The following is a 23,391-nucleotide window of genomic DNA, read 5'->3' on the forward strand; positions in this document are numbered from 1 at the left end:
GAGTTCATCGGTTTGACCCGTCTGCCGACATTCTTATGTAACGATGTGATCAAAAATCCACAAGTGGAACAATACTTAGCCGATTACCAAGCACACTTGGAAAAAGTATTCCGCTAATGGCAAAAAAGGTGGGTAAAATGCCCACCTTTTTTATTATTGTTGAATGGTTGTGATCATTGTAAATGAGCCACATCGTTAAGTTGCTCAATATGAAAACCACTTTCACTATCGTATTTCACAATACTGATCGAAGTATTCAGCAATGATACGGATTTACCCTCATCACGATGGTTTTCCCAAGTCGCTCCGCCTAGTAAGGATAATAAAAGCCGCAAGGTATGGCCATGTGATACCACTAAAATATTGGCTCCCGATTGATGTACTTTAATGATATCGCAAAGGGCGTCCATTGCACGTACTGCTAATTGTTCAAAGGTTTCACCACCATTGCTTAATGCTTTATAAGCTGCCGGGTCATTAGTCAGTTGTTTGAATTCGGTTAATTTCCGCAGGTCAGCGATCTGCATACCTTCCCAACTTCCAAAAGATTGTTCATTTAGTCCACAGTGCTGAAAAAGAGGGATGGGACGCTGGCCGATAATATGGCTAGTCGTATCAATGGCACGTTGTAAAATGCTGGAATAAGCAGCGGTAAATTCTACTTGTTGTAGCGCTACGCCGGTTTTCTGAGCTCCTGCAATCCCCTGTTCAGTCAGTGGTGAATTGCCTGATCCCTGCAAAAGCCCCTGTTTGTTCCATTGGGTACGGCCATGGCGAATAAAATAAAAAGTGATTTGTTTTGACATCATAGTTCCTTGGTGATCGGGAAGTATAGGGTATAACTAACTTATGATGCAAAGGCCGTCTGAAACGATAATTTCAGACGGCCTTTTACTTTAACGTGTGCCGTTTAGATACGGTCGTGCCTGGAGGATAACAAGCTTACCATTGTCAAATGCCCATTCGATATCCTGCTCCCCATTTGCAAATAGCTGTTTGATTTGTTGGCTGGTTTGGTCAAGGCGACGGATTTGTTCTTGATTCATCACATTGCCACTGGTTACAGGCACTTCTCGTACTCCACCGTTTTTATCCAGTTGCAACGCTGTAGTTTCATTAGAGGAGCTGAGACGTTGTACAGAATCATTGCGACGGTTATAGACTACCTGCTCGGCTACCCGTTTACCTTCTACGACACGAATACCCAGTCCGCGTTTGGCGGCAATGTAGGCGCTGTTTTTCTGAGCAGTATCATAGGGATTGATGGTAACCAATACGCCGGAGAGATCTGCATTGATGCTTTGTTGCACAAAGACACTCATTTTCACGCTATCGTGAGGTAATCCGGCAATCCGGCGGGCTTCGTATGCGCTGTAATTGAAAACGGAAGCCCAAAATTGCTTCACTGCTTAGGCCAACGCGTTTTCATCGGTCACATTTGGCACGGTGGTGTACAGCCCTGCGCCGCTGAAATTGGGCAGGTCTTCGGAATTAGAGGAGCTGCGGACAAACACGCCTTTGCTGTTTAATTGATTGCGCCATTGTTCAGCCCATCTGTGTTTCCATTCCGATGGGATTTCGGCATCGGTAATTTTTTTCTGCAGTGTGAGTAAAGCAGTGCGGCGCTTACGATTGTCTCCATCACTTTGCGTTTCGATTTGTGCCAGTGTTGTTGCATTAATACCCAGCCTAACCATTATGGCTTGATAGTAGGCAAACGGAATGCAGAATCCGTCAGGTACATTACTACCTTCAATATGGGCGCGGATATGGCCGAGGTTGGCAGCCTTACTGCCGCAGTAACGGCTGTCATCACGGCGCAGGTTTGCCAAAGCCCGAAGGCTGTAATCGGAAACATCAGGTTTGGGCAGGGTAAGGCCGTCCGAAAAGCTTTTGCTGGTAGTGTTCCGGTTGGTTTGGACAATTCGGTATTGCTTAGCAGTCGCTTCAAATTCGATACGATGGCCAATATATGGGGCTAGGATTTTTTCTGCGTCCTTAAGGTAAATATTGGGAATCCCACAACCGCGTGCCAGTACATTCACATGCGATAGTGCAGTGGATGGTTTCTCACTAACAATCCCCGCTACAGGTGGCAGCTCTAGGGGAACCTCTTTCAAGATAATAATATCGTCGGCGCCGACATTATAAAGATCATCTTCTTTGGCAATAATGCGTAATGTACCTATCGCTTTGCCTTGGTTTAGAGGCAGGTAGGGGAAATTTTTAATCAAACTTTCTTGGGTAATAAAAGGAACTTTACTTTGCTCGGCAACGGTTTCCTGCCATAAAGAATTGGTTTTATAACGCAACGGAGCGTAGAAACTGTCTTTCAGACGGCCTGCCGCCAATTTCAACAATTCAGGCGTGATTTTGTCTCCTTCCAAAAACTCATAAACATATTCCTGAGTACTATTCTGCCAACTAATAGTACCAAACAGATAACGCCGGTTGGGACAACGGTATTATTGATTTAATTCAGTTTTTGACAGCATAGGTTTCAAGATAGTAGCCAGATAGTGCTCATGCAACCGAAATTTGGGAGTATTGATGTAGTCGGTACGGCCATAGTCTTCACGATCGATGAGGAAAAGGATATGAGGAATTTCATATTCACTACCTTGCTCATAAATACGCGAAAGTAAGTCAAAATCGGCTTGGCTTTTGATTGCAGATAACGCAGGAATTTGTGTTTTAACAGGGGTAGCTGTAGTTTGACGCTTTTCAGACTCGTAATAAGAAGGCTAGCTGTGTCGACTGGTCTCAGCTTCAGGACGGCAGGCTGAAAGTAAAAGCAATATTGGGAGGCAAAAAGCAGGCTTTATGATGTTGTCGGTTATCTAAATCAGATGAAAGCAATATACCTATGGTAAAAATCTAAATCAAACTGTTTGTTGCCTGGATAAATCAATTTTATCATCTGATATTAAATAGGCCGTCTGAAAAGTGATTTCAGACGGCCTTTTAAATTGCCAACACTCCTAAAATATTTATAGACTTGAATACTTTAAAACAAGTTATTGAAATTTATAAGAAGTAAGAAGCAATGAAAAAAACGATAAACAATGAGTAGGATAAGGTAAAGTAGAGTTTCCAATATTTCTTAAATATTACCATTCAGACTACATTTTCCCCGTTAATCACTATCTATTTACGATAAGCATCATCTCAGTTAAGATGTCTGAATATTGTTATAATATACCTCAATAAACACTATTTAGAGTAATGTGGTAAATACGTTGGAGCATCAGACAATCAACGAACATGAATGTATCCTGATCAAGTTATCTTAAATTAATATTTAATTTGCTCATGATATTGAATAAGGACTTTACTGATGAAACCTTTTATCCTGCTGTTATCTGCAGCTTTATTGACAACTTTTAGCCTAAATGCTTGTACGGAGAGAAATAATATGAGTGTCCAAGAACAAACAGAAGCACGTTTCAAATTGAACCCCGATCCGAAACAGCCATACAGGGTCAAGGTTAAGATTAATAATGCACCGGGGCCGATGAAACCTATAAATGATATGTATATTGGTTATGCAGCAAGAAACTGTTCTTATACCATTAGTCGGTTGGCAGGTGCGACGGCATCTCCTGAAAAAAATGTTCCAATCAAAATGAATTTGGTCGGACATGACGAATACGAAGTACTCTTCTATGCTGATGCTGTACTAGACGAAGATTATTTCGGAGAAGGTGTCTGCCAATGGAAGCCTGAAAATTTTGGGGCTTCATTTAAGGCAACAGGTAAAAAGGAAGAAACTGAATTCAATATCAGCGATGTAATGGAAAATCTTGAAAAAGAAAAAACACTGACCAAATATTATTGGAAGCGAGGGTATCCGTATTATAAAAATAAAGATGGTTTACCATATGGAAGCGAAGATTCTCCTGATGTGGATTTTGGTGAAAAAAGCCTGTCTGCCTATGGGGCGGGACCTCATAATGACAATGATTTTTTTAGTATCACCGTTACTCTAGAGGAAGTTAAACCATGACCCGACTAAGTAAACAACAGTATGCAGACCTTGCTCAAGATTCCTATGAAAACCGTGTGGTTACACCCGCTAATAAAACCTTACTTATTGGTGGAAATCATTATATAGTCCTAGCTGTCCATAAAAACCCGACCACAGACTACCAAGGTGTGGTTTATCAAGATGTCCGTACCAATGAGATTGTTGTCGCACATAGGGGGACGTCATCCCTGATGGATGCCAAAGTTGATCTGAAAATGGTTATCCATAAGGCCAATATCCAGGCAGAAGATGCAGCAAAACTAACTATGCTGGCATTAAAAGAAGCAGATAAATTTCACAATAAACATCCTGAACAAAGTCAACCTCGTATAACACAAGTTGGTCATTCCTTAGGAGGGACGTTAGCTCAAATTCAATCTTATCGTTTCAAGCAGGAGGGCGTTACCTTTAACGCCTATGGTGCAGCAGCTTTAAATGGCATTCCCAAAGGGGGGGATAAAGTAATCAATTATGCCTTGGCCTCAGATGTCGTATCTGCCGCAGGTCCACATTACGGCAAAATGGTTATTCTAGCTCAGAATCACGAACTGATGGGTATGTGGGCCGCTGGCTACAATACAAGTATCAATACATTTGCATCACAAGCTACTCCAGCAGCACTTATTAATTGGTGGTCTCATTCTATCAGCAATTTTACAGGTTCTAAGTCTATACTTTCGGAGCGTAATTATAGGCCAGCTTTAGAGTTGGCTGAACGCAATAAGAAAATGATTGATGATTATCGTGGCGATGTCAGCTTTATTCGAAGCGGTATTCATAAAACTAACAAAAGTCTGAATGAATCACAAGAAATGTACTGGAAAATCCGGAAAAACATTGACAGAGATTCGAACCTGATGTCTTGGAATGATAAGGAAGAGCAGTACAATTTCATGCAGACAGTTGCTTCATTTAATCCACAATCTCTTCCACCTGAGGCACAAAAACTTTTTGATTCTGTCAAAGGGCATATGACCGCTTACCATGAGAAAAACGGTTTGCCTATTGATGAGGAAAAATTCCAAAATTCCGTAATGGCTCTTACTGCTTTAGGGAGATCACAAGGAATGACTAATGCCACTCTGTTCAGTGTGCAAAGAGATCAATATCTAATTGGTGAACTCAACCCCCATCTGAATCGTGTTGGAATGCATATGAATGAATCTGCCTCTATACCTGCAGTAGAAAGTTTGAACCAGATCCAACAAACTGCACGGCAAGATGAGCAACAAAAACAGATAGCTCAAACCCAGACGCGAGGTATGAGCTTGTCGTAAAAGAAATGGAATGTGTCTTGAGGTTTCCTGAAGTATATTCTAATAGGAAAAAGGTCGTCTAAAATCTTAGATGACCTTTTTCCTATTAAAACTTATGCAGTAAGCAACTTTCTTATGCAACGCTATTTACGGCAATAGAACCATTTAATCGCACCGCCTGAAACGACGGTTTTATTATTGGTATCCCATACACCGTATTTTGAAGGAAAATTGATGTTGATAATACTCAGTCGATGTGTTTGGCAATCATGGCTTGGGCGGTTTGTTGGAAGAAGGTGCTTATGGAAAATTCCCTAAATGTCTTGGTGGGAATTTATAGGATTTTGGGGAATTTTGCAAAGGTCTCAAACCTTAACAATCACTATTAAAATGTGCGCCGATGTTCTGTCTCCTCATGTATGCGGCTTGGGCTACGGCGAGGCTGCATTCGAGTAGGTTGCGGTTTTCGTATTCGGACACGGTGTGCGGTTCGGCTTGGTTTTGCTTCCAAAGCTGCAGTTGGGTGATAGCGCGGCACAGGTCGGTATCGTTGCGGAGAATGCCTAGATGGTGTTGGTTGAACGCTTGCAGGGCGGGGCGGCTGAATGTGTTTTGGAGGTCGTCTGAAAAGATGCCTGCTTCGGCGGAGGGGCTTTCAGACGACCTTTGGGGCGCTGTGGTTTGGAACGCTTGTCCGTCTGCGATGGTTTGGGCGGCAAGTCTGGCGGTAACGACGCATTCGAGCAGGGAGTTGCTGGCGAGGCGGTTGGCTCCGTGCAAGCCGGTGCAGGCGGTTTCTCCTAAGGCGTAGAGCTGCGGCAGGGAGGTTCTGCCGCAAGGGTCGGTTTGGATGCCGCCGCAGGTGTAGTGCTGCACGGGGCGGACGGGGATGGCTCGGCGCGTAATGTCCAAACCGCATTGAGACAGGCAGTGCCGATGGATAGAAGGGAAATGCCGGTGGACGAACTCTGCGGGTTGATGGCTGATGTCGAGCGAGACGAAATCTTGCGTTTGTTTGGCGATTTCGGCGGCGATGGCGCGGGCAACAATGTCGCGCGGCGCGAGTTCGGCGCGGCAGTCGTAATGCGGCATAAACCGTTCGCCCGCTTGGTTGGTCAGGATGCCGCCTTCGCCGCGTACGGCTTCGGAAATCAGGAAGGTGCGTCCGTTTTCAGACGGCCTTGCCAAGCCTGTGGGGTGGAATTGGATAAATTCGAGGTTTTCGACTGCGCAGCCTGCGCGTATCGCCATGGCGATGGAGTCACCCGTGCATTCGGGCGGCGTGGTGGTAGCGGCGTAAATTTGTCCGAGGCCGCCGCCTGCGAGTACGGTATGGCGGGCGCGGATGCGGTAGGTTTCTTGCGTTTGGCGGTCGAGGACGGTCAGTCCGCACGCCGCACCTGATTCAGTTTGGATGTCCAACGCCATCTGCTGCTCGTAAACGCGGATGTTCGGGCGGCGGCGTATTTGGGCAATCAGGCTCTCCATGACGGCTTCGCCCGTGTAGTCGGCGACGTGGGCGATTCGGCGGCAGGTATGCCCGCCTTCGCGCGTCAGGTGCAGGTCGTTATTATTTTGGTCAAACGCCACGCCCTGCGCCAGCAGCCATTCGATTGCCGGTTTGCCCTGCGACAGGATGGTGCGGACGGCGGCTTCGTCGCACAAACCCGCACCTGCTTCCAAGGTATCGGCAACGTGTTTTTCAATGTCGTCCTCTCCCGACCACGCCACCGCAATCCCGCCTTGCGCATGACGGCTGGCGGTGTTGTCCAGCCGGTTTTTGCACAAAATAACGATGCGGAACGATTCAGGCAGCGACAGGGCGAGCGTCAGTGCCGCCAGCCCGTTTCCGGCAATCAATACGTCGCAATCGGTTTGCATGGTGTTGTCCTTGTTTGTGAGGTCGTCTGAAACGGCAATATGGACGGCAAATCAGGCGGGTCCCATGCCATTGAACACATCTTTTTTCTTCAGCCCTGCCGCGAAGTCGAGCATACGCTGCAAAGGTAGTTTGGCGGCTTCGCCCAGCTTTCTGTCCAACAGGATTTCGTTATATCCGCTTGTCAGGGCGTGTTTGATGCCGCCCAGCGAATTCATCGCCATCCACGGGCAGAACGCGCAGCTTTTGCAGCTTCCGCCGTTGCCCGCCGTCGGCGCGGCGATGAATTCTTTGTCGGGCGCCTGTTTTTGCATTTCGTGCAGGATGCCCAAATCGGTCGCCACGATGAATTTTTTTTCGGGGCGCGATACGGCGGCTTTGAGCAGTTTGCTGGTCGAGCCGACCACATCGCCCAGCTCGATGACGCTTTGCGGCGATTCGGGATGAACCAGCACCACCGCGTCGGGATGCTCCGCCTTCAACGCCGCCAATTCCTGCCCCTTGAATTCGTTATGGACGATGCACGAACCCTGCCACAGCAGCATATCCGCACCCGTTTCGCGGCGTATGTAGTCGCCGAGGTGGCGGTCAGGCCCCCAAATCAGCTTCTCGCCACGCGATTTCAGATACGACACGATTTCCAAAGCCACCGAAGACGTTACCACCCAGTCGGCACGCGCTTTCACGGCGGCGGAAGTGTTGGCGTACACCACCACCGTACGGTCGGGGTGTTGGTCGCAAAACGCCGAAAACGCTTCTTCCGGGCAGCCCAAATCCAAAGAACATTCTGCTTCCAAATCAGGCATCAGCACTGTTTTTTCAGGACAGAGGATTTTTGCGCTCTCGCCCATGAAGCGTACGCCCGCCACCACCAGCGTATCGGCTTCGTGTTCCGCGCCGAAGCGTGCCATTTCCAGCGAATCGCCCACGCATCCGCCTGTTTCCAAAGCCAAATCCTGAATCAGCGGATCAACATAATAATGCGCCACCAAGACTGCGTTTTTTTGCTTCAGCAAGGCCTTGATTTCGTCTTTCAGACGACCTGCCGTCTCGCGGTCAGGCGTGTCGGCAACCTTCGCCCACGCCTGACGGATTTGGCAGGCGGAAGTCGGCGTTTGGATGAGGGGCATATCGTAATCGAACGAGCGGCGGGCGGCGGTTTGCATGAGACTTCCTTATGGCTGGTTTTTCAGACGGCATAAAGGTTTGCCGTTTATATTTTGAAATAGTTTTTATATTATGCTCAATTTGAGTATAATAAGCAAGATCGTCTGAAAACCGCTTTGGTTTACAATAAGGTTTTCTCTTGAATGAAAGCCACGCATGGATGCCTATCCTGAAACAGCAGCCAATACGCAAAGTATCGTCGAGCTGGTTCCTGTACTGATCGCCATTACAAACGGCAGCTTGAGGGTTTTGACAGTTGCCAAAGGAGAGCTATTACCCAATGGCCTGCTTGCACCGCTTCGCCACTCTCTGCAAGCAGGAGTCAGAATGTGGGTCGCCAAGCAGACATCGCAGCCTATGGGTTATGTAGAACAGCTTTATACCTTTGTCGATACGCGCCGCCAAAACGAGCAAGGCATGCCTGTCTTGTACGTCAGCTATCTGGGGCTGGTGCGCGAGGCAGCCGACAGCATCCTGCACCCCGACGCAAAATGGCAGGACTGCTACGGCTATTTTCCGTGGGAAGATTTGCGTACTGACGGCAGGCAGCGCGACGCCATCGTCAGCCGCCTGCGTATTTGGGCAAACTCGGCGGATACGGAGGAAGTGCGCCAGAAGCGGCTCAAGCGCATTCATTTGTGCTGGGGGGTAGAACCTGAAAATTGGTCGGAAGAATACGTTTTGCAACGCTATGAAATGCTGTATGAAAGCGGCCTGATAGCGGAAGCCGCCGAGCCTCAGGAAAACTTCAACTTCGCACTCACGGGGCAGCCTATGCGCCACGACCACCGCCGCGTGTTGGCGACCGCCCTATCCCGCCTACGAGCCAAAATCAAATACCGCCCCGTGATTTTTGAACTGATGCCGCCCGAATTTACACTGCTGCAACTACAAAACAGCATCGAAGCCATCAGCGGCAGATTGCTGCACAAGCAAAACTTCCGCCGCCAGATTCAGCAGCAAAACCTCATCGAGCCGTCGGATACCGGCGTATCAGGCAGTAAAGGCCGTCCTGCACAGCTTTACCGCTTCCGAGATGACGTTCTGCCTGATCAGCTGATTTCTGATATCGGACTGCCGCTGGGTAGCCGCTAACTGATTTTCAGACGGCCTCAAATTAAATTTTGTCCCATCGGGCAATATCAATATTTTTCAACAAAGGAACCTTCATGTCGTCTGAAAACAATCTTCTTCCTCTCCCCGATACCCTGTTGCGCCCCATGGTAGAACAAGCCTTGAGCGAAGATCTGGGCAGGCGCGGCGACATTACATCCGCCGCCGTCATCGCGCTCGACAAAACCGCCAAACTTTTCCTGATCAGTCGTGAGGACGGCGTAATAGCAGGCATGGATTTGGCGCGCCTTGCCTTTCAGACGATGGATCCGTCCGTCCGCTTCCAAGCCAAAATCCAAGACGGGCAAGCTGTCCGCGCAGGTCAGATGCTTGCCGCCGTCGAAGGCAACGCCCGCGCGCTGCTTGCCGCCGAGCGCACCGCGCTCAACTATCTTACGCACTTGAGCGGCATCGCTACCGCCACCGCTCGCGCAGTAGCCGAAGTTGCCGGTTACAATGTGGGCATCGTGTGCAGCCGCAAAACCATCCCCCTGCTGCGCGTCCTGCAAAAATACGCCGTCAGAGCAGGTGGGGGTGTGAACCACCGCATGGGCTTGGACGACGCCATCCTCATCAAAGACAACCATCTTGCCTATTGTGACAGCATCGTCCAAGCCGTACGGCAGGCAAAGCAGGCGGTCGGACCGTTGACCTGCGTGGAAATCGAAGTGGACACGTTGGCACAACTGGACGAAGCCATCGTGGCGGGCGCAGAACGGATTTTGCTGGACAACATGAACGACGAAACCCTGAAAGAAGCGGCAAACCGCTGCCATACGCAAGCCGCCCACCCCCACACCGTCTATTGCGAAGCATCGGGCGGCATCGGCTTCGACCGCCTGAAGCGCGTGGCACAAACCGGCGTGGACGGAATCGCCCTCGGCTATTTGACCCACAGCAGCCATTCGTTGGATATAGGTTTGGATTTCGTGGCTTAAATTTCGAGTTTGCTATAAAGCAAAGGCCGTCTGAAATATAGACGTTTCATTTTCAAACAGCTTTTTTAATTCCAAGGCAGAAGATATAAAAATTATGCAGGTTAGCTTCAACCTTCATATAACATGAAAGAGTAGGGCATAACTAAGCCATCATGTAAAAAGCCGTCTGAAACCCAATGTTCAGACGGCTTTTTACTCTCAAAATGATTAATTGATCATCACCATTTTCCAGTTATCCCAATACGGATTGTCCTACCTGGTGCTGGCATATAGGAGCGGCTCATCGGGTCGAGGTAGTAGCGGTTGGTCAGGTTGCTGCCCACAAGCTCGGCAGTCAGGTTTTTGCCGATTTTATAACGCAGGTAGGCATCCCATACCGCAACAGGCTGCCAGCGCATATCGTTATATTGGGGTTTATGATTAGTTCCCATATATTGATTGAATACGTTGTAGTAGGGCTGCCACGCATCATTGCGATTTTCATAGACGCGGCTGTGGTAATGAAGGCGCACGCCTGTTTCCAGTCTGTTGGCAAGAAAGCGGCTGCCCAATTCGGCATCAATCGACCAACGAGGTTGAAGCGCGCTTGCCAGATAGCCCGAATCGGTCAAGCCGCCGTGGTTGCAGACAGGACGGTTCATAGTCTTACCGTTTTGCACAAAATAGCTTGAATCAACCATGCCCTCTGTTGCGGATGTCCAAGGGAAATTTTCGTCGCACATTTTGTTTTTCAGGCTGCGGAATACGTTCAGGCTGCCGAAGACGCGTCCGGTATCGAAGCGGGTGGACAGCTCGACACCACTGCGGATTTGTCTGTCGAATTGTTCGAATTCGAGATTGTCGTCCCTGTCGATAACGTTTTTGGTCTTGTTATGGAAGTAGTTGATGCGGAAATCCGCTTTTTTCATTTTCGGTAACAGTCCCGTCAAATCATGGATATAGCCGACTTCCCAGTTTTTGGCATGTTCGGGCCGCCAGCCATAGCCCATGCGGTTGAATGAGCCGGCGGCGGTAGAAAAGCCGTAAGTCCCTTCAAAAATGCTGGGGTAGCGCAGGGTTTCGGTATAGCGCAAATAGGCGCGGCTGTAATCAGTAAAATTGACAGTGGCAGAAAATGCGGGCACCCAACCGCTGCCTTTCTGCTTCATTGCCCTCTGCCTTTCGGCTTCGGTCATTGGCGTTGTGTAAACACTTGCACTGGCTGCGTAGTATTTAGGTACAAATTGCGGACTGTCTGGAATAGACGGGTCATATACAGGATTGGGGACTTTGGTGTGCAGATCGGGAATGCTGCCATTGGTAAGGGGATGATCCTGCATATTCAGACGGCCTTTATCGTCTTTCAGCCAATAGAAATCCACCTTTTCATTAGGATTGACCCATTTTTCGCGATCATCTTTCAAAGTCGGAATATATTGCGAATTGACTTGAAACGAATACAGGCTAATTTGTTCATGTTTTTTTCTTTGTTCTGCGTATTCCTCTGTCGCATATAAAACTCCATAATCAAGACTGCCATTCGCCAAAGCATCGTCAATTGCCTTGTAATCCGCGTATTCTTGCGGTGTGGCAACCCTGCCGATCGAATATTTTATCCCCCTGTTCATTTCTAACGGATAGCCGGTCTTATACGTGCCGCTTTCCAAGCGTTTGCTTTTATCCTGAAGCTGGAAATTGGTATATCGTCCGCCTGCCGTCAAAGTCAGCCAGCGGAATGGTTCGTAGCGGAAATTAAAGCCCAGATTGTATTCTCGCCGCTTGCCGTTTCGAGGTACGCCGTATTGGTTCAATTCATAATTTGCCCTGATGGTGCTGTTTTCGAGTTCTTCCCGATATTTGTCGTATCCTCCCCGCTCCAGCTCGTCTGAAAAATCATTGCGCGATGTCAGTTTTTCGTTTTGAAAATCGCCCATCAAGGTCAGCGACAGTTTGTCGCTCAATTTCATACGGTTGGAGAATTGAAAGCCTGTACGGTTGTTACGGGCGTAATAGGCATTGCCTTCAATGGTGTTGAAGCGTCCGTTGGTATTAGGCGTTTCGGGTTTGGGCGGTTTTGGGGTTCCAAAGCCTGCATCCAGCAATTCTCGACGTTCTTCGGGCGTAGCTTTTTGCCATCTGTCGTACTCGTCCCATGCTATTTGAAATTTGTTGTCCTCATAAACGGTATCGCCGGGTGAGCCGCCTGCGGTATTGGTTTTGGATTTGGTGCGCGTTGTCCAAAGCGTGGCATCGAAATCTATCCAACGGCTGTTCTCGGGCTTCCACGAATAGTCGATATTGTAGGAACGCTGTTTTACCCATGCCTGCGGCCATTCGGCAATTTTGTTGAGGACGGACGCATCCCAACTGATGGGGCCGATAATGCGCGAAGGCATAATTTCGCCGAACGTGGAATCGGTATGGCGCAGGCCGAATTTGAGCGTTTGGCGGTTCGGCAGACGGAAGGTGGTTTTACCTACCCATGATTTGGTTTCGAGCGAGGTATTGCTGACTTCCCCGCCCGGATGATAGAAAAGTCCGATTTTTGAAATATCGGGTGCGCCCAGCATGTTTTCACTGCCGAAAAATTTCTCACCCTTGGCAGCGGCTTCTTCTTTACGACGTTTCAATTCGTCTAAAGTTTCTTGTGTCCAAGGACCGATATAACCGTAGCGTTCCGCCCCTTTTTTGCCGGAGAAATAATTGCCTTTACTGCGGTAGGCGTAGGCGAGCATGGCATCGAAATTGTCTTGCTTGGTAGCGGCGGCAATGCGGTAGGCTTTATCCTCCCCAAATTTATTGCGTCCGCTGAAACGCTGGTCGATTCGGTCGGTATCGTCAAAAAACGAACGCCAAATACCGCCCGTTGCTACTGCGGGAATAGGCAAGGTTCGATAATCGACTGAATGTTCATAAGCATTCTCACGCCGCTTGATAGAATTATTGGAAGCCTCCGCCTTCACTTCAAAGCCGTATTTCTGCCCTTCGGGGACAATATCGTCGGCATCGATGGTTTTCAGGGCGACGGAGCCGCCTATGCCGCTTTTCATATCGCGGCTAAACGAGGGGCCTTTTTCGATAGACACGCTGCTGATGATGTTGGGGTCGACGTAGTTGCGGTTGTTTGCGCCCGCGTAGCCGCGCCAGACGGTAATCGCCTGCTCCGTGCCGTCGATGGTAACGGGAATCCGTCCCTGTCCCTGTACGCCGCGTATATTGGGATCCAGCGCGCCGCTGTTGCGCGCGTCGCCGCTGTACACGCCGGACATACCGCTTAAAAGGTCGGATACGGTGTTGCCTTTGAAGGTCTCAACTTCGTTTTTGCCTTTGTAAAGATTGACGATTTCGCGGGCATAAACTCGGTTTTTACCGATTTCATCCTTATTTCGAGTTCCTTTGACAGTGATGGTATCGAGAATAACTGTCGAATTATCTGCAGCATAAACGGCAGGGACGAAACCAATGGCGGCGATACAGGCGGAGAGGGTGGTAACTTTGATCGGTTGCATAGAATGTATCCAGATAACTTGATTGGTAAGGCCGTCTGAATGAGACAGACCGAATAGATGCGATTACACTCTGACTAAAATAATACAAATAAGTTTGATTATTATTTATAATTTTGTGAAATTCTAACTAATTTTTAATAATATGGAAATGTTTTTTGAGTTTGAGGTAAATAGAAGGGTGAGGGATAAGTGGAACAAATAAAAGCCTGTTTGAAAATTTCAGACAGGCTTAGATTCGGATTTCAAAAGCAACACTCGGGTACCGGTGGTTGGAACAGATTCAAGAATAAAACACTTGGCGTTTCGTGGCTAAATGTTTTTTCTCTGCGATGTACTTCTCGTTCATTGTTGATGATGGGGCAGCCTCCTAATCGCCGATGTGGGATTTTTGGTCGACGACGGCAGGTCGGTTTTCTATACCGACACGGTCGGGCATTTTGCCTCTGATCCATGAATTACTTATCCTGCTACGTCATACTATATTTTGCGTTTTTGAAGTGGTTGTTATTGCTATCTTGTGGTTTCTAAACTTGCAAAAACTGCCTATTTGTTTTATAAATAAAAACCATTTTTATTCAAATGATAGAGTAATGTAATGAAAAAGAAAGCGATTGCCTGTGTAGTAGGGACGGTTTTTTCCGGACAGTTATATGCGGCTCAGATGCCGGTAGCTCAGGCAGAAATAGAGCCTGTGGTGGTCACGGCCGACCGCAATGCGCAAACCTTGGATAAAGCCGCGCCGAATGTGTCGGTTATCGGACGCAAAACCTTGAATCAAGCCTCGGCACAGAATTTGGACGATATCGTGATGTATGAATCCGGCGTCAGCGTGCCGTCAGACAACAATCGCCGCGGTCATGCCGGTATCAATATTCGAGGCATAGACGGCAACCGCATTCTGATGATGGTTGACGGCGTGCGCATTCCCGAATCTTATGCAGGCGGCGGCTCCAACGGCGCGATTTCGGGACGCGATATGGTCGAAATCGACACGCTCAAGCAGGTCGATATTGTCAAAGGCCCTTATTCCGCGCTCTATGGCAGCGATGCGCTCGGCGGCGTGGTGAACATGGTGACGCTCTCACCGAGTGATTTCGTCGATGAAGGCAAACGCGGGCATTTCGGTTTGAAACACGGCTACCGCAGCCGCGACCGCAGCCATGGCGTAACGGCGACTGTGGCGGGTTTCCATGAAAACGCCGAAGGTCTGCTGATGCTGACGCGCCGCCAAGGTCATGAAACCGAAAACATGGGCAGCGATACCAGCTACTCAATTTCGCGCACCGCCACCAACCCTCAGAAAAACAATGCCTACAATATCTTGGCGAAAGGCAATATCGGCAACGAACGCCACCGTTTTGAAACTTTGTACGAACAGTATTACCACGCCAACGACACCGTGTTGGCAAACGGCTTGGGTTCGCAATCGCGCGGGCCGGTAACCATCGCAACATCCGAGAGCAATGCCCGCGACCGCATCCGCCGCCAACGCATTGAAGCGGGCTACCGCTACACTGGCGAAGGCCGTCTGAAAGAAGCTAACCTGACTGCCTATCAGCAAAAACTGCGTACGGAAGACGATGCTGTCGATGCGAGCATTACGCGTATGGGCGCGCGCCAATTAGGTAACTCGACCCGTTATTCCGACTACGGTTTCAATCAGACCATACGCGGGCTGAACGGACGCGGCGTGTGGGAGTTTGACGGCGCGGTCAAACAAACCGTCGTTGCCGGCGCAGAATACAAACACACCGAGACCGCCCGTCCGCGCGACAGCCTGACAGTGGACAATCTGACCGGCGCCGTCAGCAAAGTTTATGCAGGCAGCACCTATCCGAATAAAACCTTCCCTGACAGCAAGCGCAAAACGTTCAGCGTTTACGCGCAAGACAGCCTGACCTTCGGCAACGGCATCGTCCTGACCCCGGCCTTGCGTTACGAAAAAGACAAGCTGAACACTTCGACCGACCAAGCCTATCTCAACGCCAATCCCAGCGGAACGGCGACGCGCTTTAGCGATTCCGCGTTTACGCCCAGCCTGCGCCTGAGCGTGCCGATGGGTGAGCAGTTCACCGGTTTCGCTACTTATTCACAAGGCTTCCGTACGCCGCCGTTTGACAGCGCGACCATGGCGTTTGCCAATACGACCTACGGCTATGCGGTCATTCCCAATACCAACCTCAAATCCGAACGCTCCAACAGCTTTGAATTGGGGATGAAGTTCAAAAACGAACGCGCCCGTGCGCAAGTTACCGCGTTCTACAACCGTTACCGCAACTTCATCGACCGCACCGAAGTCGGCACTGCCTCCATAGGCGGTCGCCCGATTATCCAGTACCAATATCAAAATCTGGATAGGGTCAAAACCTACGGTGCCGAAGCCTCCGCCGCCTATAAATTCCTGCCGGGCTGGCAAGTCTCCGGCAGCATCGCTTGGATGCGCGGTGAGCAGCAGGACGGCAAACCGTTGGATTCCGCTTATCCGCTCAACGGCGTTTTGGGTTTGGATTACACGCAGGAAAAATGGGGTGTGGGTACCAAGCTACGCTGGTCGAAAAAACACAGCCGCGTCAGCAGCGACACTGTTTTCCAAGCGCCGGGTTATGGCGTATGGGATGTCGGCGCGTGGTACAAGCCGTTTAAAAACCTCGAAATCGGCGCAAACATCTACAACGTCGGCAACAAAAAATACTGGCAGCACGCAGACGTTGCCGGCATGAGCCGTACCAGTGTGATGGATTTGTACACCGAAACCGGCCGCAATTTCGCCGCAACCGTACAACTTAAGTTCTAATGTGATTCAACCGTTTTCAGACGGCCTAAGAAAACGAGCAGGCCGTCTGAAAGCATACGATAAGGAAAAACAATGAAACTCAAACTCCTCCTGCTTTCCGCGCTTATTTCGTTGGCCGGCACTGCACACGCGCAACGCATCGTCGTGTTAACCCCCGATACGGCAGACATCGTTGCCGCGCTCGGCGCATTGGACGAAATCGTCGGCCGCGATCAGACCGTTCAAAATCCTGCATTGAAAAACAAGCCCAGTATCGGCATTCATCGCCGTCTGACGGTTGAACCGATTGTGGCCGCCAAACCCGACATCGCCATCGGTTCATGGATGGCGCAGCCTGCCGATATTTTTGCCCACCTGCAAAAAGCAGGCATTAAAGCCGTCAATGTTGCGCCCGATGACAGCATCGCCGCCTATCCGCAAAGTATCCGCAACATTGGTCAGCTTATCGGCAAAAGCGCGCAGGCGGACAAGTTGGCAAGCAAGTGGCAGGCGGATATGAAACAGCAGCCTTCCAACGGCAAACGCTACCTCTTCAGCTACGACGGGCGCATCGTATCGGGCAAGAATACTGCTGCCGATGAAATCATCCGCCGAGCCGGCGGTATCAATGCCGCAGCCGCCATTGACGGCCTCAAACCGATGACGCGTGAGGCATGGATTGCGGCCAAACCCGACATCATCATTATTGCCGACCACAACACTGCCATGATAGGCAACGTCAAAACCTTTGCCGCACGCCCCGAAATCGCCGGCTCGCCTGCCGCGAAAAGCGGCAAGATTTATTTGTGGAAGGCCAACGATATGTTCCGTTACGGGCTGGATACGCCGCAAGTGATTCAGCGTTTGCACGGTTTGGCGAAATAAACACGCCTGTTTTGAACACCCTGCCTGATTTTTGTTTTCAGACGGCCTTGATTTGTTCCTTCTTAGTTGAGGAGGCAAAACGGCTGTCTTAAAAATGCCGTCTGAAACCGTCCCTCAATCCGCTTCAACCGCATGATGTCATGAAACCGCATACCCTTATCCTCTGCCTGCTGCTTACTGCCGCCGCCGTTTATTTGTGCTGCGGCATCGGTTTTGGTGCGTGGGAGTCGCCGTTGGCGATGGATGAAACCGTCCGCCAAATTCGTTTACCGCGCATCTATACCGCGCTTTTGGTCGGAGCCGGTTTGTCCGCCTCGGGTGCGGCATTGCAGGCTTTATTTGAAAACCCGCTGGCCGATCCGAGTTTGATCGGGACATCGGGCGGGGCGGCCTTGGGCGTGATTGTGTTATTGGCTTTGGGCGGCGGCGTAATAGGTGTACCGGCGGCGGCTTTTCTCGGTGCATTGGGTGTGTGCCTGCTGATTTTGGCGGTGCATAAACTGCTCGGCGGCGGTACTTTGGGATTGCTGGTGTTGGGGTTTGTGTTGAGCGCGTTTTCGGGCGCGGTGGTCAGCATGATTTTGTTTTTATCTGACGATTTGGTATTGCGCAGCGCGACCACATGGCTGTCGGGCAGCCTTGCCGAAGCCGGTTTCTCATCGCCTGTTGCGGCAATCGCGGTCATGTTGCCCGGTTTTCTGATTTTGTTGTCCGCAGGTAGGCGGCTGGACGTTTTGATGACGGGGGAAGATACGGCTGCCAGTATGGGTGTATCAGTTGGGGCTTTGCGTGTGCAAACCGTAATCGGCGCGGCATTGATGACGGGGGCGGCGGTATCGCTTTCGGGCATCATCGGTTTTCTCGGCATGATGATCCCCAATGTGCTGGCGCAAACCGTCGGTGGCAGCCGCCGCAAACTGATCGCTCTGTCGGCTTGGTTAGGCGCAGTATTTTTGATGGTGGTAGATGGCGCAGCGCGCTGGCTAACATACCCTGTCGATCTGCCGGTCGGTATCGTAATTGCCTTATTGGGCGGACCGTTTTTTATGTATTTGTTTATCAAGCCTTTGAAAAGCCGTTGATGCCTAAACAGGCCGTCTGAAACTTTATTGCCCCATATCTTTTGCCATGCACACCTTATTTCAAATCCGTAATCTTTCCGTCCGCGTCCAAGACAAAACCCTGCTTGAAATTGATCAACTGGATATACCTTCGGGCATGACCGTCATTATCGGCCCGAATGGCGCAGGCAAATCTACTTTGCTGCGGGCCTTAATCGGGCAAACGGGGCAAGGGGGAATCACGCTTTTCGGTGAGGCCGTTGCGCCGCAAATCTGTGCGGGCAGGGTGGCATGGGTCGGGCAGCATGGCCGTTACAACATGCCGATGACCGTACGTGAATACATTGCGTTGGCGTCATTCGTACAAAAAGGCCGTCTGAATCATGAATGGGCGGACGAGTTACTCGATTATTTTGATTTGACGGCGTTGGCGGATAAACGCATCGGCAAGCTTTCAGGTGGCGAGCAACAACGCGCCAACATCATCCGCGCCCTGTTGCAAAACGCGCCGGTCTTGCTTTTGGACGAACCGTGCAACCATCTCGATATCCGCCACCAACACCGCCTGATGCAGTATTTGGTCGGGCATTCAAACCGTGCCTCATCAATGATTGTATTGCACGATTTAAATCTCGCCGCGCGTTATGCAGAACATATTATTTTAATGAGTAAGGGAAAAGTATTGGCATCGGGCAAGGTGGGCGAAGTGATGCGCCCCGATTTGCTTGAATCGGTTTATGGTTGGCAGATACGCCGTTGCGAAGATGAAGCAGGGTTTTATTTCAGAAGCTGAACGCCAAAAGGCCGTCTGAAAAACGATAAAGAAAATTTATTTTATCGTTCAAAAATGAAATGAGATGGGAGGATGTTCCCGACTTGAAGAACCAAATTTTGCGCATTTCACAAGTAAAATGCCGATTTTCATCAAATAGAAATACATTTAATTATTTATAGAATACAATATTTTAAAATAATACTGATTTTTAATTATATAAAAATATTGACAAGAAAATGATGATAGTTATTTAATATATAAATCTTATTAATAATTTTTATTAATCATTATCATGGTACAGCAGCTTGTTTGGACTCCGAAACAATCCGCGCCCAAGGCATTTCCCGAACGTCAGGCATTAATGCCCGTTTGGGGCGGTGTTCCAATGCCGCGTCCCCAGTGGCAGAACATTTGGAAGAAAAGGCTTCCCCATGCCACCGATGTGGATGCGCTTGCTTATCTGCATATTCCATTTTGCGCCAACCATTGCGTTTTTTGCGGCTTCTACCGTAATGCGTGGAAGGATAGCCAAAGCAGCGTGTACACCGACAAAATTATCGAAGAAATGGTCGCTGAAGCCGAAGTCCGTACAGGTAAGGGCAAAATCCGAGCTGTTTATTTCGGGGGCGGCACGCCGACCGCGTTGCTTACGGAAGACCTCGTCCGCCTGATTCGTGCCTGCTACCAATATCTGCCGCTTGCCGAAGATTGCGAGTTCACTATCGAAGGGCGCATGAGCCATTTCGATTTGGAAAAAGCACAGGCCTGCATCGAAGCAGGCGCCAACCGCATTTCCATCGGCGTGCAAACCTTCAATACCGTCATCCGCCGCCGTCTCGGCCGTAAACACAGCGGCGACGAGGCATTTGAATATTTGGCAAAATTGTGCGAACTCGATGCCGTGATTGTGGCAGATTTGATGTTCGGCCTGCCCAATCAAACCGATGACGTTTGGCAAAATGATATTGCACGAGCTGCCGAGCTGCCCTTGTCCGGTTTGGATACATACGCGTTCAACCTTTATCCCATGCTGCCCATCAACCGCATGATTGAAAAAGGCGCATTTCCGACACCGCCGGGTTTCGATATTCAGGCAGACCAATATGCCTACACGGTTGAAACACTGCTGGAAAAAGGCTGGGAACAGGTCAGCAACAGCCACTTCGCCTACCCCGGCCGCGGCGAGCGCAACCGCTACAATACCCTGATCAAATCGGACATTCCCTGTTTGGCGTTCGGCTCCGGAGCAGGCGGTAACTTCGGTGGTTTCAGCTATCAGGTGCAGGGCGATTTGGAGAGTTATCTCGCCACGCCGAAAGGCGAGAAAAACATCGCATTTATGAGCGGCCATAGTCCAAATAAAGCACTGCTCAGCAAAGTCCAGCACGATATTGAAACAGGCCGTCTGAATCCATTATTGTTTGACGGCAACAAAGCAGCGCAAAAGCTGATTGCCCAATGGCAGGAAATGCAGCTTTTTAAAGAACCTGATTCAGACGGCCTGATCCGTTTGAATACCAGCGGCCGTTATTGGTCGCCTACCCTTATCCGCAAACTCATGCTCACTCTTCCGACTCAAGAAAAGGATCAAACCATGCAAAAACTTTCAGCCGAACAACAAACTATGTTGCGTCAATCATTGGAAAAAAATCCCGGCCAAGTACTGGAAATGCTGGCAGCGCAAAACCAATGCAGTTTTGAAGACGTTATCCGCTGTCTGCCAGAAGAGAACGTGCGCCAAACCGAAGGCAGCCGCATTGTCGAAATTCTCCAAGCCATCGCCGCATGGGATGAATCCGTTACCTTCATCGCCCATACCCCCGATGCCATCGTCGAAGTCAGCGGCAAACTGCCTAACGGCAAAGTCGGCCGCGGTTTCTACAACTTTGACCATCCCGAAACCGACGGCGGTGTACACGGTCATATCTATTACGAAAACTGCGCCTCCATCTACCTTTTGGAACGCCCGTTTATGGGTAAAGCCACTTGCTCGCTCAACTTTATCAACCGCAACGGCGGCGCCATGTTTAAAATTTTCGTCGGCCGTGATGAAGCAGGCGAGTTGAAACAACACCAAATCGAAGCCATGCGCAAACTGTTTGATGCCTCTTAAACGGTTTCAGACGGCCTGATAATCCGTTCCTTGTTGCATAGAGGAGCGGATTTTCTAACAACAAACATCTACCATACAAAGGAACCCCAAACATGCAACTCATCTTCGGAGCCAACAGCCCGTCCGGCCGCGCCTATATTTGCACATTAACTGACTCAGCTGATACCGTTGCCGTATTGAGAAGGCCGTCTGAAGACAGCTTTTTTGACGAACACAATATTCAAACCGTCGTCGCCGATGCGCTTGATGCCGACGCGCTCGATAAAGCGTTGGCACAATATCGTCCCGATACCGTGATCAGTTTTGTCGGCGGCAAAAACGAAGAGGGCATCCGCAGCGATGCGCTGGGCAATATCAACATCATTGCCGCTACGAAAGCCGCTAATCCGCAAGCCCGCTTTGTACTGATTACCAGCATGGGTTGCGGTGAACAATGGGACATGATGAGCGAGCCGTTCAAACAGGCACTCGGCGAAGCCGTCCGTGCCAAAACGGAGGCCGAAATCTATCTCAAACAAAGCGGTTTAAATTGGACCATCTTGCGCCCCTGCGGCCTTGCCGATGGCGAAGATAATGCCTATACCTTGACACAAAATGCCCAAGAAATTCCGCAAAAATACATGACGCGCAACGGCTTGGCTGCTGCCGTTGCTGCCATTGTCGGCCAAGTGGATAGCAAGGGCGAAACGTATAGCGTTGGTGCGGCATAAACGGATTGAGTAGATTGCCCACTTTCTCTTTATTAAAGTTGGAGTAGGTAATTGATTAGCAGCCGATCAAAACAATAAAGGATTTGCTTAGAAAAGGCTGGGGGGATATAAAAAGGCCGTCTGAACATTTCAGACGGCCTTGTATGTTTGAATTCTGTAAGTGGTTGTACTACTGAGAGAAACAGGAGTTAGCAGACTAAAATATTAGACTTATAAATTTAACATAATATAAATTATGTAGTTTTTCTCTATACCTAACAATCGCTGTTGTTTGTTCCTGTTTGTTAACTATTAGTCAATCTTAAAAGATTCTGTATAATACTCCAATTTTTATTATAAAATCAATAGGTTTTAATAGAAATTTGGCGGTTTAACATGCTATAACTCTCACACTTCATTATTGGCTAGTGAAATAGGGTAGAGGATAGTCATATCATCTTGCCAATGCAATTCTTCCTTCACCCCCAGGGAGAAGGGCAAAGGATATAATCTTGGCAATAGTAATCTCCTCAACTGCTACCATTGCTTAGGCAACCTGATCTACCGCCAGCTGCCCGACGGCGAAAACCAATATTACCAATACGATCTAGAAAACCAACTCGTCCGCGCCGAAATCAAAAAGCCCGCAGGCAATACAGAAATTTGGACATACGCCTATGACCCGTTCGGCCGAAGGCTCTCCAAAGAACGCCAAGACAAACTCGCCTGGACGAGTACCGACCCGAAACGCACCCACTTCGTCTGGGATGGTAGCCGCCTATTGCAGGAGTACACCTACAAAGGCAGCTACGAACCGCTGACACAAGTCTTTGACAACGCCAAAGACAAAACAATACCTCGCCTATTTCCACAACGACCAAATCGGCATACCGAAAGAGATGACCGACATTCACGGCAATCTCTTATAATTCTTTCATTGTAAACACCTTTAAAGTTATACAAAGCCAAAGATTGCTTCTGCTGGAATAGTTTATTCATTTTTAAAGTTAAGCGTTCACTCCAATAGAAACAGATAAAACATCTTCCTCATTGTCGAGTAGAGATATATCGATAACTTTATCTATATTATTGCTAAAGAATTTTAAACAATAAAAATTAGGTTTGTTTATCAATTCTAGCCAATTGCTAATATTTTTTATTTTGATAATAAACAAGGGGAATTATTCTATTGGTGTTTCAGCCGAATCATTTATTCCTCCATAAAAG

The 23,391-nt window shown here is 49.1% G+C and carries 14 protein-coding genes and 3 pseudogenes; 12 read left to right on the forward strand and 5 right to left on the reverse strand.

All coding sequences use genetic code 11. The features are described from left to right. Positions 1-117: pseudogene (locus tag ACTHS8_RS10395) on the forward strand (NADPH quinone reductase MdaB); the annotation flags it as partial. A 56-nt stretch (positions 118-173) separates the two neighbouring features. On the opposite strand, the gene ACTHS8_RS10400 reads toward ACTHS8_RS10395, so the two are convergent. Continuing rightward, positions 174-806 (reverse strand): histidine phosphatase family protein, encoded by a 633-nt coding sequence (locus ACTHS8_RS10400; RefSeq protein WP_440373663.1) that lies wholly within the window; start codon positions 804-806, stop codon positions 174-176. A gap of 90 nt (positions 807-896) precedes the next feature. After that, positions 897-2,045: pseudogene (locus ACTHS8_RS10405) on the reverse strand (PEP/pyruvate-binding domain-containing protein). A gap of 1,292 nt (positions 2,046-3,337) precedes the next feature. Here ACTHS8_RS10405 and ACTHS8_RS10410 point away from each other — a divergent pair. Together ACTHS8_RS10410 and ACTHS8_RS10415 are read left to right on the forward strand one after the other, a co-directional pair. Beyond that, a complete protein-coding gene (locus tag ACTHS8_RS10410) occupies positions 3,338-4,006 on the forward strand; it encodes a hypothetical protein (protein ID WP_231900151.1) in 669 nt (222 codons plus the stop codon). Then, positions 4,003-5,304, forward strand: coding sequence for a lipase (locus tag ACTHS8_RS10415; RefSeq protein ID WP_440373664.1), 1,302 nt, complete (start codon positions 4,003-4,005; stop codon positions 5,302-5,304). The genes ACTHS8_RS10410 and ACTHS8_RS10415 overlap by 4 nt, the downstream gene beginning before the upstream one ends. 351 nt (positions 5,305-5,655) lie before the next feature. Here the strand turns inward: ACTHS8_RS10415 and nadB are convergent, their stop codons facing one another. After that, entirely contained in the window at positions 5,656-7,164 is a 1,509-nt protein-coding gene (gene nadB / locus ACTHS8_RS10420; RefSeq protein ID WP_440373665.1) for an L-aspartate oxidase, read from the reverse strand. A gap of 51 nt (positions 7,165-7,215) precedes the next feature. Beyond that, entirely contained in the window at positions 7,216-8,328 is a 1,113-nt protein-coding gene (gene nadA, locus ACTHS8_RS10425) for a quinolinate synthase NadA (RefSeq protein ID WP_440373666.1), read from the reverse strand. 157 nt (positions 8,329-8,485) lie between these two features. Here nadA and ACTHS8_RS10430 point away from each other — a divergent pair, with 157 nt between their 5' ends. Beyond that, positions 8,486-9,424 (forward strand): NUDIX hydrolase, encoded by a 939-nt coding sequence (locus ACTHS8_RS10430; RefSeq protein WP_440373667.1) that lies wholly within the window; start codon positions 8,486-8,488, stop codon positions 9,422-9,424. 74 nt (positions 9,425-9,498) lie between these two features. Beyond that, positions 9,499-10,380 (forward strand): carboxylating nicotinate-nucleotide diphosphorylase, encoded by an 882-nt coding sequence (gene nadC / locus ACTHS8_RS10435; protein WP_440373668.1) that lies wholly within the window; start codon positions 9,499-9,501, stop codon positions 10,378-10,380. 218 nt (positions 10,381-10,598) lie between these two features. On the opposite strand, the gene ACTHS8_RS10440 is transcribed toward nadC, so the two are convergent. After that, positions 10,599-13,868, reverse strand: coding sequence for a TonB-dependent receptor domain-containing protein (locus ACTHS8_RS10440; protein ID WP_440373669.1), 3,270 nt, complete (start codon positions 13,866-13,868; stop codon positions 10,599-10,601). Between the two features lie 595 nt (positions 13,869-14,463). Between ACTHS8_RS10440 and ACTHS8_RS10445 the strand changes: the two genes are divergently transcribed. The 7 genes and pseudogenes from ACTHS8_RS10445 to ACTHS8_RS10475 all read left to right on the forward strand — a co-directional run. Further along, the gene (locus tag ACTHS8_RS10445; RefSeq protein ID WP_440373670.1) at positions 14,464-16,662 is read left to right on the forward strand and encodes a TonB-dependent hemoglobin/transferrin/lactoferrin family receptor; all 2,199 of its coding nucleotides are present in this window, start codon (positions 14,464-14,466) and stop codon (positions 16,660-16,662) included. A gap of 72 nt (positions 16,663-16,734) precedes the next feature. Next, the gene (locus ACTHS8_RS10450; RefSeq protein ID WP_440373671.1) at positions 16,735-17,526 is read left to right on the forward strand and encodes a heme/hemin ABC transporter substrate-binding protein; all 792 of its coding nucleotides are present in this window, start codon (positions 16,735-16,737) and stop codon (positions 17,524-17,526) included. A 140-nt stretch (positions 17,527-17,666) separates the two neighbouring features. Next, on the forward strand, positions 17,667-18,608 hold the full coding sequence (locus ACTHS8_RS10455; RefSeq protein ID WP_440373672.1) for a FecCD family ABC transporter permease: 942 nt from the start codon (positions 17,667-17,669) through the stop codon (positions 18,606-18,608). A gap of 46 nt (positions 18,609-18,654) precedes the next feature. Continuing rightward, positions 18,655-19,380: an ABC transporter ATP-binding protein gene (locus ACTHS8_RS10460; RefSeq protein WP_440373673.1), complete on the forward strand. Its 726-nt coding sequence runs from the start codon at positions 18,655-18,657 to the stop codon at positions 19,378-19,380. A 274-nt stretch (positions 19,381-19,654) separates the two neighbouring features. Continuing rightward, positions 19,655-21,475, forward strand: coding sequence for a heme anaerobic degradation radical SAM methyltransferase ChuW/HutW (hutW, locus tag ACTHS8_RS10465; protein ID WP_440373674.1), 1,821 nt, complete (start codon positions 19,655-19,657; stop codon positions 21,473-21,475). 92 nt (positions 21,476-21,567) lie between these two features. Further along, entirely contained in the window at positions 21,568-22,185 is a 618-nt protein-coding gene (locus ACTHS8_RS10470) for an NAD(P)H-binding protein (protein ID WP_440373675.1), read from the forward strand. A 424-nt stretch (positions 22,186-22,609) separates the two neighbouring features. Further along, positions 22,610-23,090: pseudogene (locus ACTHS8_RS10475) on the forward strand (type IV secretion protein Rhs); the annotation flags it as partial. Between the last annotated feature and the right edge of the window lie 301 nt (positions 23,091-23,391).

The organism is Neisseria sp. P0016.S008 (assembly GCF_051957775.1).
Taxonomy (GTDB): Bacteria; Pseudomonadota; Gammaproteobacteria; order Burkholderiales; family Neisseriaceae; genus Neisseria; species Neisseria flavescens_B.

What these genes read in the sequence shown, in the direction of transcription:
- ACTHS8_RS10400 (WP_440373663.1), bottom strand. Translation starts at nt 806, where the DNA reads ATGTCAAAACAAATCACTTTTTATTTTATTCGCCATGGCCGTACCCAA.
- ACTHS8_RS10410 (WP_231900151.1), top strand. Translation starts at nt 3,338, where the DNA reads ATGAAACCTTTTATCCTGCTGTTATCTGCAGCTTTATTGACAACTTTT.
- ACTHS8_RS10415 (WP_440373664.1), top strand. Translation starts at nt 4,003, where the DNA reads ATGACCCGACTAAGTAAACAACAGTATGCAGACCTTGCTCAAGATTCC.
- nadB (WP_440373665.1), bottom strand. Translation starts at nt 7,164, where the DNA reads ATGCAAACCGATTGCGACGTATTGATTGCCGGAAACGGGCTGGCGGCA.
- nadA (WP_440373666.1), bottom strand. Translation starts at nt 8,328, where the DNA reads ATGCAAACCGCCGCCCGCCGCTCGTTCGATTACGATATGCCCCTCATC.
- ACTHS8_RS10430 (WP_440373667.1), top strand. Translation starts at nt 8,486, where the DNA reads ATGGATGCCTATCCTGAAACAGCAGCCAATACGCAAAGTATCGTCGAG.
- nadC (WP_440373668.1), top strand. Translation starts at nt 9,499, where the DNA reads ATGTCGTCTGAAAACAATCTTCTTCCTCTCCCCGATACCCTGTTGCGC.
- ACTHS8_RS10440 (WP_440373669.1), bottom strand. Translation starts at nt 13,868, where the DNA reads ATGCAACCGATCAAAGTTACCACCCTCTCCGCCTGTATCGCCGCCATT.
- ACTHS8_RS10445 (WP_440373670.1), top strand. Translation starts at nt 14,464, where the DNA reads ATGAAAAAGAAAGCGATTGCCTGTGTAGTAGGGACGGTTTTTTCCGGA.
- ACTHS8_RS10450 (WP_440373671.1), top strand. Translation starts at nt 16,735, where the DNA reads ATGAAACTCAAACTCCTCCTGCTTTCCGCGCTTATTTCGTTGGCCGGC.
- ACTHS8_RS10455 (WP_440373672.1), top strand. Translation starts at nt 17,667, where the DNA reads ATGAAACCGCATACCCTTATCCTCTGCCTGCTGCTTACTGCCGCCGCC.
- ACTHS8_RS10460 (WP_440373673.1), top strand. Translation starts at nt 18,655, where the DNA reads ATGCACACCTTATTTCAAATCCGTAATCTTTCCGTCCGCGTCCAAGAC.
- hutW (WP_440373674.1), top strand. Translation starts at nt 19,655, where the DNA reads ATGGTACAGCAGCTTGTTTGGACTCCGAAACAATCCGCGCCCAAGGCA.
- ACTHS8_RS10470 (WP_440373675.1), top strand. Translation starts at nt 21,568, where the DNA reads ATGCAACTCATCTTCGGAGCCAACAGCCCGTCCGGCCGCGCCTATATT.